The 17,036-nt window shown below is 68.6% G+C and carries 15 protein-coding genes; 10 read left to right on the plus strand and 5 right to left on the minus strand.

What is annotated here, in order from left to right:
* Window positions 1–21 precede the first annotated feature (21 nt).
* Window positions 22–1,257, minus strand: coding sequence for an MFS transporter (locus ACAD63_RS22975; protein ID WP_434034399.1), 1,236 nt, complete (start codon window positions 1,255–1,257; stop codon window positions 22–24).
* A gap of 143 nt (window positions 1,258–1,400) precedes the next feature.
* Here ACAD63_RS22975 and ACAD63_RS22980 point away from each other — a divergent pair, with 143 nt between their 5' ends.
* Window positions 1,401–2,441, plus strand: coding sequence for a LysR family transcriptional regulator (locus ACAD63_RS22980; RefSeq protein ID WP_434034400.1), 1,041 nt, complete (start codon window positions 1,401–1,403; stop codon window positions 2,439–2,441).
* Between the two features lie 215 nt (window positions 2,442–2,656).
* Complete coding sequence (locus ACAD63_RS22985) at window positions 2,657–4,609, plus strand: methyl-accepting chemotaxis protein (RefSeq protein ID WP_434034401.1); 1,953 nt, start codon at window positions 2,657–2,659, stop codon at window positions 4,607–4,609.
* Between the two features lie 16 nt (window positions 4,610–4,625).
* Here the strand turns inward: ACAD63_RS22985 and ACAD63_RS22990 are convergent, their stop codons facing one another.
* Window positions 4,626–4,835, minus strand: a complete 210-nt coding sequence (locus tag ACAD63_RS22990; RefSeq protein WP_133095941.1) for a DUF2905 domain-containing protein — start codon at window positions 4,833–4,835, stop codon at window positions 4,626–4,628.
* Window positions 4,836–5,291: 456 nt separating this feature from the next.
* Between ACAD63_RS22990 and ACAD63_RS22995 the strand changes: the two genes are divergently transcribed.
* The gene (locus tag ACAD63_RS22995; RefSeq protein WP_133095940.1) at window positions 5,292–6,671 is read left to right on the plus strand and encodes an MFS transporter; all 1,380 of its coding nucleotides are present in this window, start codon (window positions 5,292–5,294) and stop codon (window positions 6,669–6,671) included.
* 23 nt (window positions 6,672–6,694) lie between these two features.
* Here the strand turns inward: ACAD63_RS22995 and ACAD63_RS23000 are convergent, their stop codons facing one another.
* Complete coding sequence (locus tag ACAD63_RS23000) at window positions 6,695–7,648, minus strand: LysR substrate-binding domain-containing protein (RefSeq protein WP_195430114.1); 954 nt, start codon at window positions 7,646–7,648, stop codon at window positions 6,695–6,697.
* Between the two features lie 94 nt (window positions 7,649–7,742).
* Between ACAD63_RS23000 and pcaH the strand changes: the two genes are divergently transcribed.
* From pcaH to pcaD, 4 genes are all read left to right on the plus strand, one after another.
* Window positions 7,743–8,444 (plus strand): protocatechuate 3,4-dioxygenase subunit beta, encoded by a 702-nt coding sequence (pcaH, locus tag ACAD63_RS23005; RefSeq protein ID WP_434034402.1) that lies wholly within the window; start codon window positions 7,743–7,745, stop codon window positions 8,442–8,444.
* Between the two features lie 4 nt (window positions 8,445–8,448).
* Window positions 8,449–9,018 (plus strand): protocatechuate 3,4-dioxygenase subunit alpha, encoded by a 570-nt coding sequence (pcaG, locus tag ACAD63_RS23010; protein ID WP_434034403.1) that lies wholly within the window; start codon window positions 8,449–8,451, stop codon window positions 9,016–9,018.
* Between the two features lie 94 nt (window positions 9,019–9,112).
* Complete coding sequence (locus tag ACAD63_RS23015; RefSeq protein ID WP_434034404.1) at window positions 9,113–10,501, plus strand: 3-carboxy-cis,cis-muconate cycloisomerase; 1,389 nt, start codon at window positions 9,113–9,115, stop codon at window positions 10,499–10,501.
* Between the two features lie 27 nt (window positions 10,502–10,528).
* Entirely contained in the window at window positions 10,529–11,704 is a 1,176-nt protein-coding gene (gene pcaD, locus ACAD63_RS23020) for a 3-oxoadipate enol-lactonase (protein WP_434034405.1), read from the plus strand.
* A gap of 4 nt (window positions 11,705–11,708) precedes the next feature.
* On the opposite strand, the gene ACAD63_RS23025 is transcribed toward pcaD, so the two are convergent.
* Window positions 11,709–12,596 (minus strand): helix-turn-helix domain-containing protein, encoded by an 888-nt coding sequence (locus ACAD63_RS23025; RefSeq protein WP_133095934.1) that lies wholly within the window; start codon window positions 12,594–12,596, stop codon window positions 11,709–11,711.
* A gap of 127 nt (window positions 12,597–12,723) precedes the next feature.
* Between ACAD63_RS23025 and pobA the strand changes: the two genes are divergently transcribed.
* Window positions 12,724–13,893 (plus strand): 4-hydroxybenzoate 3-monooxygenase, encoded by a 1,170-nt coding sequence (pobA, locus tag ACAD63_RS23030; protein ID WP_195430084.1) that lies wholly within the window; start codon window positions 12,724–12,726, stop codon window positions 13,891–13,893.
* A 91-nt stretch (window positions 13,894–13,984) separates the two neighbouring features.
* Here the strand turns inward: pobA and ACAD63_RS23035 are convergent, their stop codons facing one another.
* Window positions 13,985–14,899, minus strand: a complete 915-nt coding sequence (locus ACAD63_RS23035) for a sterol desaturase family protein (protein WP_135703205.1) — start codon at window positions 14,897–14,899, stop codon at window positions 13,985–13,987.
* A gap of 252 nt (window positions 14,900–15,151) precedes the next feature.
* Between ACAD63_RS23035 and ACAD63_RS23040 the strand changes: the two genes are divergently transcribed.
* Window positions 15,152–16,150: a hypothetical protein gene (locus ACAD63_RS23040; RefSeq protein WP_195430065.1), complete on the plus strand. Its 999-nt coding sequence runs from the start codon at window positions 15,152–15,154 to the stop codon at window positions 16,148–16,150.
* Window positions 16,151–16,312: 162 nt separating this feature from the next.
* Complete coding sequence (locus ACAD63_RS23045; protein WP_133095930.1) at window positions 16,313–17,026, plus strand: response regulator; 714 nt, start codon at window positions 16,313–16,315, stop codon at window positions 17,024–17,026.
* The last annotated feature ends 10 nt before the right edge of the window (window positions 17,027–17,036 follow it).

Genomic DNA, 17,036 nt, shown 5'->3' on the forward strand with positions numbered 1-17,036 from the left:
GCCTTGCGCATTGCTTCCTGGTTACGACGCCTGCCCGGCTCGCAACGGCAGCGTCCGTACCGCCAACGCTGCCAGCGATGTGGCCGTGGCGAGCGCGGCCACACCCGTCCAGCCGGCATGCGCCAGCGCCAGGCTGCCGAGCGCGGCGCCCGCGGCCATGCCGGCGAACATGCAGACAAACAGCACCGCGTTCAGCCGGCTGCGCGCGCCCGGGTCGATGCCATAGACAATGGTCTGGTGTGCGACCAGCGTTACCTGCACGCCCAGGTCGAAGCCGACGGCGGCGGCCACCAGCAGCCCGAGCTGCGCCTGCGGCGACAGCCATGGCGCCAGCAGCATGGCGGCAAAGGACAGCGCGGCGAGCGCGGCGCCGAGCCGGGTCACAGCCTGCGGGCCGCGGCGGTCGGCGATGCGGCCCGCGATCGGGGCGCCGAGCGCGCCTGCCGCACCGGCCAGCCCGAATGCGCCGGCAGCTTCGCTGCCAAGGTGGAACGGGGCGCCATGCAGCATCACCGCCAGCGTTGACCAGAACGCGCTGAAGCCGACCGACAGCAGCGCCTGCGCCAGCGCCGCGCGGCGCAGGTCGCCATGCCGGCGCCACAGCGTCAGCAGCGAGCCCAGCAGCGCGCGGTAGGGCATCACCGCGGTCGGGGCGAAACGCGGCAGGCTGCGCTGCGCCACCAGCGCCATCGCGGCGATGCTGCCGGCGGCGGCGATGAACATCGCGCGCCAGCCGAATTGCGCGGCGACAAGGCCGCTGACCACCCGCGACAGCAGGATGCCGAGCAGCAGCCCGGTCATGACCGTGCCCACCACCTTGCCGCGCTGCGCATCGGGCGCCAGCGTTGCCGCGGCGGGCACGATGTCCTGCGCCAGCGTGGCGGACAGGCCGATGGCCAGGCTCGCCGCCAGCACCAAGCCGATGCCGGGCGCCAGTCCCGCCAGCAGCAGGGCGGCCACCAGCGCCGCCGACTTGGCCAGGATGATGCGGCGGCGGTCGAAGCGGTCGCCGAGCGGTGCCAGCAGCAGGATGCCCAGCGCATAGCCAAGCTGCGTCAGCGTCGGGATGGCGCCGACAGCCGTGGCGGAGGTGTGCAGGTCAGGCGCCATGATGCCGAGCATGGGCTGGCTGTAGTACAGCGACGCGACGGCGAGACCGGCGGCAGTGGCGAGCATCAATACGAGGCGTGCCGGGAGCGCCGGTGCCGGCGATGGCGCCGCGATGGCAGCGGCGGGCGAGGTGGATAGGCAAGACATGGTCGTTGTTCCTGAATCTGGTGATTTCGTTGAAAAAAGGCAGATCCGCAATCGGTGCAGTGGATGCGATGGATGCAGATGTTGTCCGGCCCCCGCGTTTTCTGGTAGAGGTGTGCGGTGAACAACGGCTATACGAGGCGCGTATGACCAGATCCCGGACCACTGCACGGGCCAACGCACGGGCCGGCACCCCGGAACCCGCTCCGGCCAGCGCCGGTGCCGACCGCATCGACCTGCTCCAGACCTTCGTGCGCATCGTCGAGGCCGGCAGTTTGTCGCAAGCCGCCGCGCAATTGCGGACCACGCAGCCCACCGTCAGCCGCCGCCTGCAGGCGCTGGAGCGGCAGCTGGGCGTGCGCCTGCTGCAGCGCTCCACGCATGGGATGAAGCTGACCGAAGACGGCGAGCGCTGCTACGAGCGCGCCAAGGCGCTGGTCGGCGACTGGGCGACGCTGGAGGCCGACCTGCGCGGCGCCGGCTACGCGCCCGAGGGCACGCTGCGCGTGGTGGTGCCGCATGCCTTCGGCCAGGACCTGATGGTGCCGCCGCTGGCCGCCTACATGCGCCAGTACGACCAGGTCGCGGTGGAGTGGCTGCTGCATGACCGCACGCCCGACTTCATTGCCGAGGCCATCGATTGCGCCATCCATGTCGGCGAGGTGCGCGAGCCCGGGCTGGTCGCAGTCAGGCTGGCCGAAGTGCCGCGCGTGGCAGTCGCCGCGCCGGCGCTGCTCGAAGGCCGGCGGCTGCCGCTCCAGCCCGAGGAACTGGAGGCGCTGCCCTGGCTGGCGCTGCACACCTTCTACCGCCAGGCGATGACGCTGTCGCACGCGGCCAGCGGCGACTCCCGCGAACTCCGGTTCCGGCCGCGGCTAAGCACCGACAGCCTGTACGCGTTGCGCAGTGCCGCGCTGCAGGGCCTGGGCGTCGGCGTGGGCTCGGCGTGGATCTTCGCCGACGACATCGCGCGCGGCGACCTGCTGCACCTGCTGCCGGAGTGGCAGGCCGAGCCGCTGCCGGTCTACCTGGTTTATCCGTACGCCAGCTTCTACCCCGCCAGGCTCAGGTTGTTCATCGATGCCATGCGCGAGGCGGTGCCGGCCATGGCGGGCGTGCAGCCGCCGCGCGCCGGGCGCAGGCAGGCACAGACCGGGGCGGGCAAAGCGAGGGCCGGAAAGCGATAGACGACGGCACACCGCAATCGCGCAGAGGACTCCGTCGGTATCGCCGACATTGACGTGCAAGTACCGTTTTTCTGCCCCTGGTGCGTGCATTTTGCCCCGATGCCGGGCATTTTCTGCACCCCGTTTGCGCATCGTCAAAACGATCGGAATTCGTGCTTCAGGCCTGGAAAACGCGGCCGATAGCCCGGGGGAAAGCCAACCCCTTGCCGAGCCCGATGACCGCATTTTTCCGCCCCGCCGAGCGCCTGATGGCGCGCCTGAACATCAACCAGAAACTGACCCTGATCGCAGTGCTGTTCCTCGTGCCGCTGTGCGGCGCGATGTACGTCGTGCTGCATGGCTCGGCGCAGTCGATCCGCGCCACCGACAGCGAACGGCGCGGCCTGGTCATCGTCGGCCACGCGCTTGATTTCATGCGCGAGACGCAGATCCGGCGCGGTGCCGCGAATACCGTGCTGGCCGGCAACGCCGGCTTCCGGCCGACCTTCGACGCGGCCGACGGCAAGGCCGCGGCCAACCTGGCCGAACTGCTGCGCGCCACCACCGCCAATCCCGGCTTTGCGCTCGAGCCCGCGGCGCGCAAGCTGGAGCAGGACTGGCAGTACATCCGCGGCCTCGGCCTGAGCACCTCGCCCGGACCGCTGTTCGAGCGGCACAGCGCGCTGGTCAGGCAGACACAGCTGTTCATCGCCGACGTGGCCGACCGTTCGGAGCTCGCGCTCGACGGCGAGGCCGGCGCCTACTACCTGATCAGCCTGATGGTTGGCCCCATGCCGCGCCTGGCGGAGCACAGCGCGCTGGCGCGCGGGCGCGGCGCCGGCATCATCGCGCGGGGCGGCTATGCCGATGCCGCGCAGCAGGCCGACCTGGGCGCGCTTGCCGAGCAGATCCAGGAGGGACTGGAAGCCATCCGGCGCGATGCCGCGCGCGTGCGCAGGAATGCGCCGGCACACCAGCCGCAGCTCGACGCGGCCATGCAGCAGCTGGCGGCGATGGACAATTTCCACCGCACGCTCAAGGCGCGCATGCTTGGTGCGAGCGGCATCGGCATCGATGCCAAGACCTATTTCGACGAGGCGACCGCGGCGATCAACGGCGTACTGTCCGCCAACAGGGAGTTCTCGGCCATCGCCGGCGCCATGCTGGCGCAGCGCATCGCCGCGCAGCAGCGCCAGTTCGTGCTGCTGGCGGCGCTGGGCGTGGTCGCGCTGGCCCTGGCCTTCTATCTGTTCGGCGGCTTCAGCCGCGGCATGCGCAGCGATGTGCGCACCGTGGGGGACATGGTCGACCGCATCAACGCCGGCGACCTGAGCCTGAGCATGGCGGTGCACGGGCGCGACGAACTCAGCGAGGTCAAGCGCCACCTGCTGTCGCTGGTGGACAGCTGGCGCGGGCTGATCGGCGATACCAAGGCCGGCGCGCACAATGTGCTGGCTGCCGCCGGCGAGATCGCGCAGGGCAATATCGACCTGTCGGCGCGTACCGAGCAACAGGCCTCTTCGCTGGAGCAGACCGCGGCCAGCATGGAGCAGCTTACCGCCACCGTGCAGCAGAACGCCGGCAGCGCCGGGCAGGCCAGCGAGCTGGCGCGCGAGGCGTCGGACATCGCGCTGGCCGGCGGCGCCGCGGTGGGGCGCATGCGGCAGACCATGCAGGACATCGAGGCCGATTCGCGCCGCATCGTCGACATCATCGCGGTGATCGATGCCATCGCCTTCCAGACCAATATCCTGGCGCTGAACGCCGCGGTGGAGGCGGCGCGCGCGGGCGAGGCCGGGCGCGGCTTCGCCGTGGTGGCGACCGAGGTGCGCGGGCTGGCGCAACGTGCCGGCAACTCGGCCAAGGAGATCGGCACGCTGATCTCGCAGTCGGCGCAGCGGGTGGCGTCCGGGACGTCGCTGGCGGTGGACGCTGCCGCCAGCATGGACAGCACGGTGGCCGCGATCCAGCGCGTGACGGCGATGATGGACGAAATCAGCCATGCCTCGCGCGAGCAGAGCACCGGCATCGCGCAGGTCAACCAGGCGGTGGCGCAGATGGATCAGGTCACGCAGCAGAACGCCGCGCTGGTGGAGGAGGCCGCCGCCGCGGCGCAGTCGCTGCAGGCGCAGGCGCAGCAGATGCAGCGCGCGATGGCGGTGTTCCGCACCGAGGCGCAGGCGGCCTGATGCCGCTGGCGCGGGGTCAGCGCCGCAGCAGCCAGATCACGACCGAGACCACCACCGACACCAGGATGCAGGTCGTGATCGGCAGGTAGAAGCTGAAGCCGTCGCGGACGATATGGATGTCGCCGGGCAGGCGGCCAAGGCGGTCGAACGGCAACTTCGACAGCCAGGGCCAGGCGGCGCCGGCGGCAAGCAGCACGGCGCCCAGGATGAGGAGCAGGCGTTGCATGGGATGGGGAGGGTCAGCGGGCGATCCTGAGGCATTTGACCGGCAGGTCGACGCATTGATTCCGGTCTGCCGCCGGCCAGCCATCCTGGTCAGGATGCCGTGATTTACATGGATTTCGGAATGTAAATTGAAGGCTCGCGCTTTTTGTATGAAATTTCCTTATTCGTATTGATGGTTGGGATAGAAAATTTCAGTATGTCGTAGAACATTGAAATAAATATCCAAAATAGTGAGGAACAGATAGTGAAAAACCCGAGATAGGTGGAGATTCCTGGTGAATCGCGGCTCTGATGCGCACGCCTTTTTGCCGGGTTAACGCCAATTCTTGGCCTCAATGCCCGTTGCCTAAGATTCGTTCAATTAGAGAACGTGAGTTCGCTATTAGAACAAATCGCGGTGCCGGTCGTGCCTGCCTGCAGGCGGACCGCGCGATTTCCAAGGCAGACGGAGACAATAGTGCCCCAATCCCTCCAAACCAAGGCTGGCGTCGCGGACGTCCAGGCCCTGATCGACGGACAGCGATTCACTGCTTACCAGTGGCTGATCCTTGTGCTTTGCTTCCTGGTGGTTGCCGTCGACGGCTTCGATACCGCCGCCATCGGGTATATCGCGCCGGCGCTGGTGCAGGACTGGGGGATCGAGAAATCGGCCCTCGGGCCCGTCATGAGCGCGGCGCTGTTCGGCCTCGCCTTCGGCGCGATCTTTGCTGGCCCGCTGGCTGATCGCATCGGCCGCAAGAAGGTGCTGGTGCTGTCGGTCTTCTTCTTTGGCGCCTGCAGCCTGGCCACGGCCTTTGCGCCCACGCTGGGCTGGCTGACGGTGCTGCGCTTCCTGACCGGCCTGGGTCTGGGCGCCGCCATGCCCAATGCCGTGACGCTGACCGCCGAGTTCGCGCCGCAACGCCGCCGGGCCGTGCTGGTGAACACTATGTTCTGCGGCTTTCCGCTCGGCTCCGCGGCCGGCGGCTTTGTCGCCGCCGCGATGATCCCGCATTTCGGCTGGCACAGCGTGCTGCTGCTTGGCGGCATCGTGCCGCTTGCGCTGGCGCTGCTGCTGGTGGTGCTGCTGCCCGAGTCGGTGCGCTACATGGTGTTGCGCAACTATCCGGCCGACCAGATCCGCCAGCTGCTGCGGCGCGTGACCGGCGCGGACGTGGGGGCAGCGAACGCCTTCGTCATCGGCGAGCAGGCGCCCGCGACCCGCTCCGCCATCGGCACCGTGCTGGCGCCGGGCTATCGCCTGGGTTCGGCGATGCTGTGGTGCACCTACTTCATGGGCCTGGTCATCTTCTACCTGCTGACGAGCTGGATGCCCACGCTGATGAAGGACGCCGGCTTCTCGATCCAGCACGCGTCATTCCTGACAGCGCTGTTCCCGCTCGGCGGCGGCATCGGCACCATCGCGGCCGGGTGGTTCATGGACCGCTTCAACCCCAACAAGGTGATCGCCATCACCTACGCCGCCACCGGCGTGCTGATCTACGCCGTGGGGCACGGCACTGGCAGCCAGGTGCTGCTTGGCGTGCTGATCTTTCTCGCCGGCACCGCCATGAACGGCGCGCAGTCGTCGATGCCGTCGCTGGCCGCGGCGTTCTACCCGACGCAGGGCCGTGCCACCGGGGTGGCGTGGATGCTTGGCATCGGCCGCTTCGGCGGCATCACCGGGGCCTTGCTCGGTGCCGAACTGCTGCGGCTGCATCTGGGCTTCGACACCATCTTTACGCTGCTTGCCGTGCCGGCATTCCTGGCTGCCGGTGCGCTGGTGGTCAAGCATTTCAGCGGCAGTCATGCCCCGGGTGCCGACGCCGAGGGCAGCGCCGGCGTGGCAGCTCACTGAGCCTCACTGAGCAGTCCTGAGCATCACTGAGCCGCAAGCGGCCGGGCCGCGGCGCGGATGCAGTCAGCCAGCGCTTCGGCCATCGGGCTGAGGGTGCGGTCGCCGTGCCGTAGCAGGCCGATCGGTTCCTCCGTGCCCTGCGTATCGAGCGGCAGCAGGACCAGTTCATCCTCGGCCACCGCGCGCTGCGCGGCAGACAGCGGCGCCGCCCACACGCAGTCGCTGTGGCGGGCCAGCAGCCGTCCGAGGTAGGCGTCCGATGTTTCCACGCATCCGCCCGGCAGGGGCAGGCCGTGGCGGGCGAGCAGGCTTTCGGTGTTGTGGCGGGGGATCGAGCCCGCTGCCGGGATCACCAGCGGCCATGCCAGCACGTCAAGCAAGGTCGGCCGCGATACGGCGGCAAGAGGGTGCGCGGAACGCACCGCCAGCGCCAGCGAGTCCGGGCCCAGCGATTCGAACCACAGGCTTTCCATGGCAACCGGGTCATCCATCCGGCCAATGACCAGATCCAGCACATCGGCCTTGAGCTGGTCGATCAGGCTGCGGTTCATGCCGGTCTGGACGGCAAGCCCGACCTCGGGGTGCGCGGCGCGGAAGCGCAGCAAGGCATCGGTCAGCACCGCCGGCACGACGCTGGGCAGCGCGCCCAGCCGGATGCGCTCCTGTGGCTGCGCCTGCTCGCCGGCCATGCTGTCGGCCGCCGCATCGATATCGGCGAGGATGCGCAGCGCGTGGCGCAGGAAGCGCGTGCCGGCGGTGGTCAGTTCCGTGCCCGCGCGCTGGCGCACCAGCAGGCGCGTGCCGGTCAGCTCCTCCAGCTCGCTCAGGGTCTTGGACACGGCTGGCTGCGTCAGCCCCAGGCGATCAGCGGCGCGGCCCAGGTGCTGGGTCTGCGACACCGCCACGAAGCAGTAGAGATGCCGCAGCCGCACGCGGTTGCGGAAGATTTCGAGCGCGGGTGGGGCGGGGGTTTTCATGCTGAAAAGTTATCGTAATTCTTGGAAATCTCAATTTACATGACTTTATGTGTTGCTTAAAGTCATACCATTCCAACGACAAGGAGACTGCGCAATGACCCGCCTTGCCCAGTATCGACGTCCCTACTGGGACACCCAGCCCGAATACCGCTTCGACCCCTACGCTTCCACGCACAAGCGCTCGCCGGGCCAGCCGCTGATTGCGCTGCCGCAGTCGCTGTCCGAAGTGACCGGTCCCACCTTCGGCGCCGAGTTCGTCCGCGAAGGCGATAACGACCTCACCGTCGGCAACGGCGGCGAGCCCATCGGCGAGCGCATCCTCGTGACCGGCCGCGTGCTGGACGAGAATGGCCGGCCGGTGCCGAACGCGCTGATCGAGGTGTGGCAGGCAAACGCGGCCGGCCGCTACGTGCACAAGCGCGACCAGCACGACGCGCCGCTGGACCCGCATTTCTCCGGAGAGGGCCGCACCGTCACCGACGCCAACGGGCACTACCGGTTCAAGACCATCAGGCCCGGCGCCTATCCCTGGCGCAACCACCACAATGCCTGGCGGCCGCAGCATATCCACTTCTCGTTGTTTGGCAATGCCTACGCCACGCGGCTGGTGACGCAGATGTACTTCCCCGGCGATCCGTTGCTGCCGTTCGACCCGATCTTCAACTGCGTGCCGGACGAGAAGGCGCGCGACCGGCTCATCGCCAGCCTCGACTGGGAGACCACCCAGCCCGAATACGCGCTCGGCTACCGTTTCGATATCGTGCTGCGTGGCCGCGATGCCACGCCGATGGAGTAAGACCATGCTTTACGCCACCGCATCCCAGACCGTCGGCCCTTACCTCCATATCGGCCTGAGCGGGCTGAACTGCGCCGACCTGACCGCCAGCGCACCGGCACTGGCCGGCCAGCGCATCGTGATCGAAGGCCGCGTCACCGACGGCAACCGCGAGCCCGTGCCCGACGGCATGGTCGAGATCTGGCAGGCCAATCCCGCCGGCCGCTACCGCCACGCCGAAGACACGCGCGAGCTGCCTCTGGTGCCAGGCTTTACCGGCTTCGGCCGCGTGCCGACCGAGGCTGACGGGTCGTTCCGCTTCGTCACCGTCAAGCCGGGCGCCGTGCCCGGTGCCGACGGCCGGCCGCAGGCGCCGCACATCATGGTGTCGGTGTTCATGCGCGGGCTGGTCAAGCACGTTGCCACGCGCATGTACTTTCCGGACGAGGCCGCGGCCAATGGGGCCGATCCGGTGCTGGCGCTGGTGCCGGCCGAGCGGCGCGGCACGCTGGTTGGCAACGATGCCGGCAATGGCACGCTGCGCTGGGATATCGTGCTGCAAGGCCCGGGCGAGACGGTGTTCTTCGATATCTGACACGCCGCGCCGGCGGCCGGGGAATCTCCCGGGCCGCCGGCGACAAAGCATAATCAGGTGGTCGTCATCGCCACGACCCCTACCGATCGCCCCCATGCCAACCGTCACGCGTCTTACCGATCCCATGTTCGGCAGCCCCGCGGTGCTGGACATCTTCTCCGACGCCGGCACCGTGCAACGCATGCTTGCCGTCGAGGCCGCGCTCGCGCGCGCCGAAGCGCAATGCGGCGTGATCCCGGCCGCTGCCGCGACCGTCATCACCGAAGTCTGCAGCGACGTCGGCGCCATCGACCGCGATGCGCTGGCGCAGGCCGCGGTCGCCGCCGGCAATCTGGCCATTCCGTTTGTCAAACAGCTGACCACCGCCGTGGCTGCGCGCGATGCCGATGCGGCGCGCTTCGTGCACTGGGGCGCCACCAGCCAGGACATCATCGACACCGCGCTCGTCCTCCAGCTGGGCGACGCGCTGCGCGTACTCGATGCCGACCTGATACGCCTGGGCGAATCCTGCGCCGCGCTGGCCAGCGCGCACCGCGCCACGCCGATGGTGGCACGCACCTGGCTCCAGCATGCACTGCCCACCACCTTTGGCTGCAAGACCGCCGGCTGGCTCGACGCGCTGCGCCGCGACCTCGCCCGCCTTGATGCGGCACGCGCGCAGGCCCGCGCGCTGCAGTTCGGCGGCGCCGCGGGCACGCTCGCCAGCCTTGGCGACGCCGCGCCCGGCGTAGCTGCCGCACTGGCCCGCGAGCTGGGCCTGGTCGCACCCGTGCTGCCATGGCATGCGCATCGCGACCGCATGGTCGAAGTGGCCGCCACGCTTGGCATGCTGACCGGCACGCTCGGCAAGATGGCGCGCGACATCTCGTTGCTGATGCAGACCGAGGTGGCGGAAGTGGCCGAGCCCACCGGGCCCGGCCGCGGCGGTTCCAGCACCATGCCGCACAAGCGCAATCCGGTCGGCTGCGCGGCGGTGCTGACGGCATCGGTGCGCGTGCCGCCGCTGGTGGCCACCATGCTGTCGGGCATGGTGCAGGAACACGAGCGCGCGCTTGGTGGCTGGCAGGCGGAATGGGACACGCTGCCGCAGATCGTCACGCTGGCCGCGGGCGCGCTGCGCCAGATCGGCGAGGTGGTGGCGGGGCTGCAGGTCGATGCGGCGCGCATGCGTGGCAATCTCGATCTCACGCATGGGTTGATACTCGGCGAGGCCGCGATGCTGGAACTCGGCGGCAGGATCGGACGCCTGCAGGCGCACCATCTGGTGGAGCGCGCCTCGCGCCGCGCAGTGGCCGACGGCACCAGCCTGCGCGATGCGCTGGCCCGCACGCTGCAGGAGGAACCCGCCCATGCGGGCTTGCTCGACGACGCCACGCTCGACCGCCTTGCCAACCCCGCCAACTACGCGGGCCAGTCATCGGCTTTTGCGGATGCCGCGGTGCAGGCGTGGCAATCCGCGCTTGCCGGACGTGCCGCACGCTGACTGGCCACGGATTCTCAGGAGACTGCATTGCCCTATCTCGATCACGCCGGTGCCCGGCTCTTCTACACCGTCGACGGCCCCGAGGCCGCGCCGGCCATCATCTTCTCCAACTCGCTCGGCACCGACCACACCATGTGGGAGCCACAGGCCGCCGCGCTGGCCGGGCGCTTTCGCGTGGTGCGCTACGACACGCGCGGCCATGGCCGCTCGACCGCACCCGGCGATGCCTTCACGGTTGAACAACTCGGCCAGGACGTGATCGCCATCCTGGATGCATTGGGCATCGGCCAGGCCGTATTCTGTGGCCTGTCGATGGGCGGCCTGACCGGGATGTGGCTCGGCATCCATGCGCCCGAGCGCTTTTCCCGCATCGTGCTGGCCAATACCGCCGCAAAGATCGGCAACGCGGAGGGATGGAACACTCGCATCGACACCGTGCTGCGCGACGGCATGAGCGTGATGGTCGCGCCTTCGGTCGAGCGCTGGTTCACCCCCGGGTTTGCCGCCACGGCCGACCGAGCGCTGGACGGCCTGCGCAGCGTGCTGGCAGGACTCGATCCACGCGGCTATGCGGCCAGCTGCGCGGCGGTGCGCGACGCCGACTTCCGCGAGACGGTGCCGTCGATCCCGGTGCCGGTGCTGGTTGTCGCCGGCAGCCAGGACCCGTCGACCACCGCGCAGGAGGGCCGCGCGCTGGCCGATGCGATTCCCGGCGCGCGTTTCATCGAACTGCCTGCCGCGCATATCTCCAGCTTCGAGCAGCCGGGCCGCTTCACTGCCGCACTGATCGATTTCGTGCGCGGCCGCCTGCTCGTGACCGACGACCACGCGCGCTACGACGCCGGCCTCTCGGTGCGGCGCGAGGTGCTCGGCAGCGCGCATGTCGATCGCTCGCTGGCGCGGCTGACGCCGCTCAACGAAGAATTCCAGAACCTGATCACACGCTACGCCTGGGGCGAGATCTGGACGCGCGAAGGCCTGCCGCGCCATACGCGCAGCCTGCTGACCATCGCCATGATGGTGGCGCTGAACCGCACGGATGAACTGAAGCTCCATCTGCGCGCCGCCGCCAACAATGGCGTGACGCGCGACGAGATCAAGGAAGTGCTGTTGCAGACGGCGATCTATTGCGGCGTGCCGGCGGCGAATTCGGCCTTCCACATGGCCGAGGAAATCTTCGCCGCGATGGACCAGCCCGCCTGATCCGTCAGCGCACCGCGAACGCCGGCAGCCGCGCCCGCCCCGATTGCCGGAACTCCGTGGGCGCCTGGCCCACCTGCCGCGCGAAGAAGCGCGAGAAGTACGCCGCATCGGAAAACCCGAGCGACAGTGCGATGTGCTTGATCTCCAGGTCGCTGAAGAGCAGGTCGCGCTGCGCTTCGGCGAGCACGCGCGCGTGGATCATCTGCAGCGCTGACTGCCCTGAGGCCTGGCGGCACACGCGGTTGAGCTGTGTAGGCGTGATGCCGATGGTGCCGGCATAGTGGCCGATCTCCTTCTGCTCGCGGTAGTCCGATTCCAGCAGTTGCTGGAAGTGCTGGAAGTGCCGCGCCGGTCGGCTGCTGCTGCGCGCGGCGGCCGGCTGATCGGCATTGCCCAGCCGCGCAATGCCGATCAGCACCAGCGTCAGCAGCGCCGACAGCGACGCCCCGCGCCAGGCGGACACCGCTTCCATCTCCCCACGAAACAGCGCCAGCGCATCCGCCAGCGCGTGCCCGCGCCGCACGCGGTCGTGGCGCGGGTGGTCGAACAGCGGCAGCGCATCCGGCACACCCGCCAGCAGCGTGCGCAGGTGGCTGTCGGTCATGGTGACAACCATGCCGTCAGTGTCCGGCGTAAACACGAAGCCGTGGATGTGCCGCGGCGGCATCGTCACCAGCGAGCCGCCGCGCAACGGCTCGCGGCGTTCCTCGAGCAGGGCTTCCCCGCCACCCGCGTGGATGTACAGAATTTGCAGGAAGCGTTCATGCCGGTGGGGCTTGATCTCCCACCCGTGCAGGCGGCTGCGCGCGGCGATGGACTCGAAATGCAGCTGGTCAGACAGCGGCTCGGACGAATTCACGCCATACAGGGAGTAGGTCGGGACAGGTTTCACGGGGGGCGTCAGTGTTTACCAGCAATGTTCCGATTGTCCTGTCATCGGTTCGGTCTGTCCATTCCGTAGCGGGCCTCCGCCGACTATTGTTAGCGCCGGTAGATCGATATGTACAAGGAGACAAGACATGCGCACCCAGGTTGCCATCATCGGCGCCGGTCCCGCCGGCCTGCTGCTCGGGCAGTTGCTTACCAAGGCGGGCATCGACAACATCATCGTCGAGCAACGCAGCCCGGAATACGTGCTGGGGCGCATCCGCGCCGGCATCCTCGAGAGTGTGACCGTCGATGCGCTGGAGCGCGCGGGCGTGGCGGCGCGGCTGCATGAGGAAGGCCTGGTGCACGACGGCATCGAGCTGTCGTTCGATGGCCAGCGGCATCGGATCGACCTGCATGCGCTGGTCGGCCGCAGCGTGACCGTCTACGGCCAGACCGAGGTCACGCGCGACCTGATGGCGGCACGGCAGGAAGCGGGCATCACCACGGTCTACGAGGCGCAGGATGTCAGCCTTCATGATTTCGATGGCGCCAGGCCGGTGGTCCGTTACCGCAAGGGCGGCGTGGCGCACGAGATCCACTGCGACTACATCGCCGGCTGCGACGGCTTTCATGGCGTCAGCCGCCAGAGCGTGCCGCTTACCGCCACGCAGCTGTTCGAGCGCGTCTATCCGTTCGGCTGGCTTGGCATCCTCTCGGACACGCCGCCGGTGGCGGAGGAACTGATCTATGCCAGCCACGAACGCGGCTTTGCGCTGTGCAGCATGCGCTCGCGCACGCGCAGCCGCTACTACGTACAGGTGCCGTCGAGCGAGCGCGTGGAGGACTGGTCCGATGAACGCTTCTGGGACGAACTGCGTTGCCGCCTCGATCCGCAGTCGGCGCAGTCGCTGGTGACGGGCCCGAGCATCGAGAAAAGCATCGCGCCGCTGCGCAGCTTTGTGTGCGAGCCGATGCGCTTCGGCAACCTGTTCCTGGCCGGCGATGCCGCGCATATCGTGCCGCCCACCGGCGCCAAGGGGCTGAACCTGGCCGCCAGCGACGTGCTGACCCTGGCCGATGGACTGGTCGCCGCCTACCGGCATGACGACAAGCGCGAGCTGGATGCCTATTCGGCGCGCTGCCTGCGCCGCATCTGGAAGGCCGAGCGCTTTTCATGGTGGCTGACTTCGCTGATGCATCGCTTCCCGGCTGCGGATCCGTTTGCGCTGCGCATGCAGCGGGCCGAGCTCGATTACCTGGTGGGTTCGGAAGCGGCGTGCCGGGTGCTGGCGGAGAACTATGTGGGGTTGCCGTACTGAACGGCCAAAACCGGTGCCGCGCGGGGCGTTGTCGGAAGAAAAAATAGAGCGCGGCACTTGCCGCGCTTTCCAACCCTGCATTCCGCAGGTCTTACCTGACTTCTATTGCCACCGCCCGCTCAGCCTGCGCCTGCAGCCGCAGGCTCTCCGTGGTCTGGCCCGACCCATCCGGGGTCCATCCGGGGGGCATCACCAGATAGCCAATCGCTTTCAGCAGGCTGCCAGCGTTGAGCATGTCCTTGCCCAGGCCGATCCAGTGCTCGAACTGGTTGACCAGCGGGTTATGCGTGGTGGTCGGGTGGACCAGGCCGTAGCGGCAGGGCTCTGCTGCACGCTCTTCCACATAGGTGCCGAACAGGCGGTCGAAGATGATCAGCACGCCGCCGTAGTTGGCATCGAGGTAGTCGATGTTCGAGGCATGGTGCACGCGGTGCGCCGACGGGGTGTTGAACACGTACTCGAGCCAGCCCAGCTTGGGAATCCAGGTGGTGTGCAGCCAGAACTGGTACAGCAGGTTCAGGCTCACCGTGGCCAGTACCACTTCAGGACGAACGCCCAGGAAGACCAGCGGCGCGAAGAAGATGGCGGTGCCGGTGATCTTGCCGGTCCAGCCGAGGCGATAGGCGGTGCCCAGCGTCAGTTCGTTCGGCGAGTGGTGGACCGCGTGCGTCGCCCAGAAGAAGCGGATGCGGTGCGAGGCGCGGTGGTACCAGTAGTAGCAGAACTCTTGTCCGAGGAAGAGCAGCAGCACTGCGAGCGCGCTGTTGATCTCGACCGTGAAGAGGCGGTGCTGCCAGGCAAACGCAAACACGGGGGCGGCCAGCGACAGGGGCAGCAGCGCCAGCAGCTTGCGGCCAACCAGGTCGGCCAGCGACAGGGTGACTTCATGCCAGGGGTAGGCCTTGCCCTGGCGATTCGCCTTGCGTGCCAGGACGAAGGCTTCGACCAGAGAGACTGCCACGATAAACGCCGTGACGTAGAGGGTGAATCTGCCGAGATTGTGCATGTCAGGTCCAGTGCGGTGAGGTGGGACGCTTGGCTTGCGGGTTGCTGCTTGCTGCGTCGGTGAGGCAAATGTAGTGGCTGGACCCGTGCGGCGCCATCCAGCAATTATTTCGCCGTATGTCATGCCCGGCGGGCCGCGGGCGGTGCAACAGCGCGACATTTTTTCCACCGCGAAAAGCCGCCGTCCCTTTCCTATAGTTCGACCGTCGCCGCGCCACGGAGCGCGGCAAGAAACGAACCGGAAGGACCTGCCATGACGAAACGCCTCAGCAATCTTGCCTCTTCCTTGCACCTGCCCCTGCACCTGCCCCGCGTGCTCGGTATCGCCAGTGGCGCGCTGGTGATCCTGGCGAGCACGCCCGCCTTCGCTGCATTCGGCGGACACAGCATGGCCTATACGCCGCGCGGCACGTTCGAGAGCGGGCATATCGGCGCCTGCGGTGGCGGCAGCTGCTCGCACGCCGGCGGCATCGAGGGCCCGCATGGCGGCCTGGCCACCAATACCGGCACCGTCACGCGCACGGCGCCGGGCCAGTTCAGCAACAGCGGCACCGCCGTCGGCTCCAACGGGCGCTCGGTGCAGCACGACGGCAGCACCAGTTGCGCCGGGGGCACCTGCTCGCACAGCGGCGACCTGACCGGCCCCAACGGCCAGACCGCCACCACTTCCGGCAGCGTGACCCGCGAAGGCGTGGGCCAGTATTCGTCGTCGGGCACCGTCACTGGCGCAAACGGCAATACCTACGGGCACGCCGCTTCGACCAGCTGCGCCGGCTCGACCTGCTACCGCTCCGGCACCGTGACCGGCACGCAGGGCGGCACGGTCGTGCACTCGGGCAGCGCCACCAGCGTGGCGCCCGGCGTGGTGACCACCGGCGGCGGCACTACCGTGGTCCACGGCGCGGCGGTGACGACCGGCGGCACGACCGTCACCACGGTCGGAGCGGTCGGCACTGTGGCTGCCGTCGGCACGGTGGGTACGACCGTGGCGGTCAGCACGCCGCCGGTGGTGGTCACGCCGCCTCCGCCGGCGCCTGTCTACGTGCCGGCCCCTGCGCCCGCCACGGTGTACGTGCCGCCGCCCGCCAAGGTCGTGGTTGCCCCGCCGCCGCCTCCGGTGCGCGTGGTGGTTGCCGCACCGGTGCCGCGCACCGTCTATGTCGCGCCGCGCGCTGTCTACGTGACCCGCCCGCCCGTCATGATCCCCGGCCACTGGGCCGGCGGCGCGTGGGTGCCCGCACACTTGGTCTGAGCACAGCGAGGCGGTTTTCCCTTCGGTATCCCATCGCAAAGCGCCGGTAAATGACCGGCGGGCCTACCGCGCCCCACATGAAGAAGATGATTGCTGTGCTTGTGTTGTGTATTGTTTCTGCAGGCGCCTATGCACAAAGGGCCGCATCGCCGGAGACCCGTGATGGAACAGGTGAACAGGATTGTCGTGCTCGACGACGAAGCCGAGCTGCGCAACATGCTGCAGCGCTTCCTGACCGGGCACGGCTTCCGCGTGCGCGCGGTGGCCGACGGCAAGCAGCTGGACAAGTACCTGCAGCGCGAGCCGCACGACCTGCTGGTGCTCGACCTGATGATGGAGCCCGAGGACGGCCTCACCATCTGCAAGCGCCTTCGGGCAGAGGGCCACACGCTGCCGATCCTGATGCTGACGGCCAAGGGCGACCCGATGGACCGCGTGGCGGGGCTGGAAACCGGCGCCGACGACTACCTCGCCAAGCCCTTCGTACCCGACGAGCTGGTGGCGCGCATCCGCGCGCTGCTGCGCCGGCAGAAGATGTCGGCCGGCGATCCCACCGTGACCACGCAGAGGCTGCGCTTCGGCGACTTCACCTTCGATGTCGGCAAGCAGACGCTGCTGCGCGGCGGCGAGCCGGTCGAAGTGCATTCGGCGCAGATGCTGCTGCTGCACGCGCTGGGATCGTCGCCGAACCGCGCGGTCAGCCGCGAGAACCTGCTGGCGCGGGCGCGCGGGCGCGACCATGATGCGCTCGACCGCAGCATCGACGTGCAGATCCTGCGGCTGCGCCAGATCGTCGAAGACGACCCGTCCAAGCCGCGCTTTATCAAGACCGTGTGGGGGGTCGGCTACATGCTGGTCGCCGGCGTGGATTCGTGAACCGTTCGTC

The sequence above is a fragment of the Cupriavidus sp. a3 genome (assembly GCF_051015765.1).
Taxonomy (GTDB): Bacteria; Pseudomonadota; Gammaproteobacteria; order Burkholderiales; family Burkholderiaceae; genus Cupriavidus; species Cupriavidus oxalaticus_A.

Bases quoted from the DNA above. Each gene is read 5' to 3' on its own strand.
- ACAD63_RS22985 (WP_434034401.1), top strand. From the start codon at position 2,657: ATGACCGCATTTTTCCGCCCCGCCGAGCGCCTGATGGCGCGCCTGAAC.
- ACAD63_RS22980 (WP_434034400.1), top strand. From the start codon at position 1,401: ATGACCAGATCCCGGACCACTGCACGGGCCAACGCACGGGCCGGCACC.
- ACAD63_RS23035 (WP_135703205.1), bottom strand. From the start codon at position 14,899: ATGCACAATCTCGGCAGATTCACCCTCTACGTCACGGCGTTTATCGTG.
- ACAD63_RS23040 (WP_195430065.1), top strand. From the start codon at position 15,152: ATGACGAAACGCCTCAGCAATCTTGCCTCTTCCTTGCACCTGCCCCTG.
- pcaH (WP_434034402.1), top strand. From the start codon at position 7,743: ATGACCCGCCTTGCCCAGTATCGACGTCCCTACTGGGACACCCAGCCC.
- ACAD63_RS22975 (WP_434034399.1), bottom strand. From the start codon at position 1,257: ATGTCTTGCCTATCCACCTCGCCCGCCGCTGCCATCGCGGCGCCATCG.
- ACAD63_RS23000 (WP_195430114.1), bottom strand. From the start codon at position 7,648: ATGAAAACCCCCGCCCCACCCGCGCTCGAAATCTTCCGCAACCGCGTG.
- pobA (WP_195430084.1), top strand. From the start codon at position 12,724: ATGCGCACCCAGGTTGCCATCATCGGCGCCGGTCCCGCCGGCCTGCTG.
- ACAD63_RS23015 (WP_434034404.1), top strand. From the start codon at position 9,113: ATGCCAACCGTCACGCGTCTTACCGATCCCATGTTCGGCAGCCCCGCG.
- ACAD63_RS23045 (WP_133095930.1), top strand. From the start codon at position 16,313: ATGGAACAGGTGAACAGGATTGTCGTGCTCGACGACGAAGCCGAGCTG.
- ACAD63_RS22990 (WP_133095941.1), bottom strand. From the start codon at position 4,835: ATGCAACGCCTGCTCCTCATCCTGGGCGCCGTGCTGCTTGCCGCCGGC.
- pcaG (WP_434034403.1), top strand. From the start codon at position 8,449: ATGCTTTACGCCACCGCATCCCAGACCGTCGGCCCTTACCTCCATATC.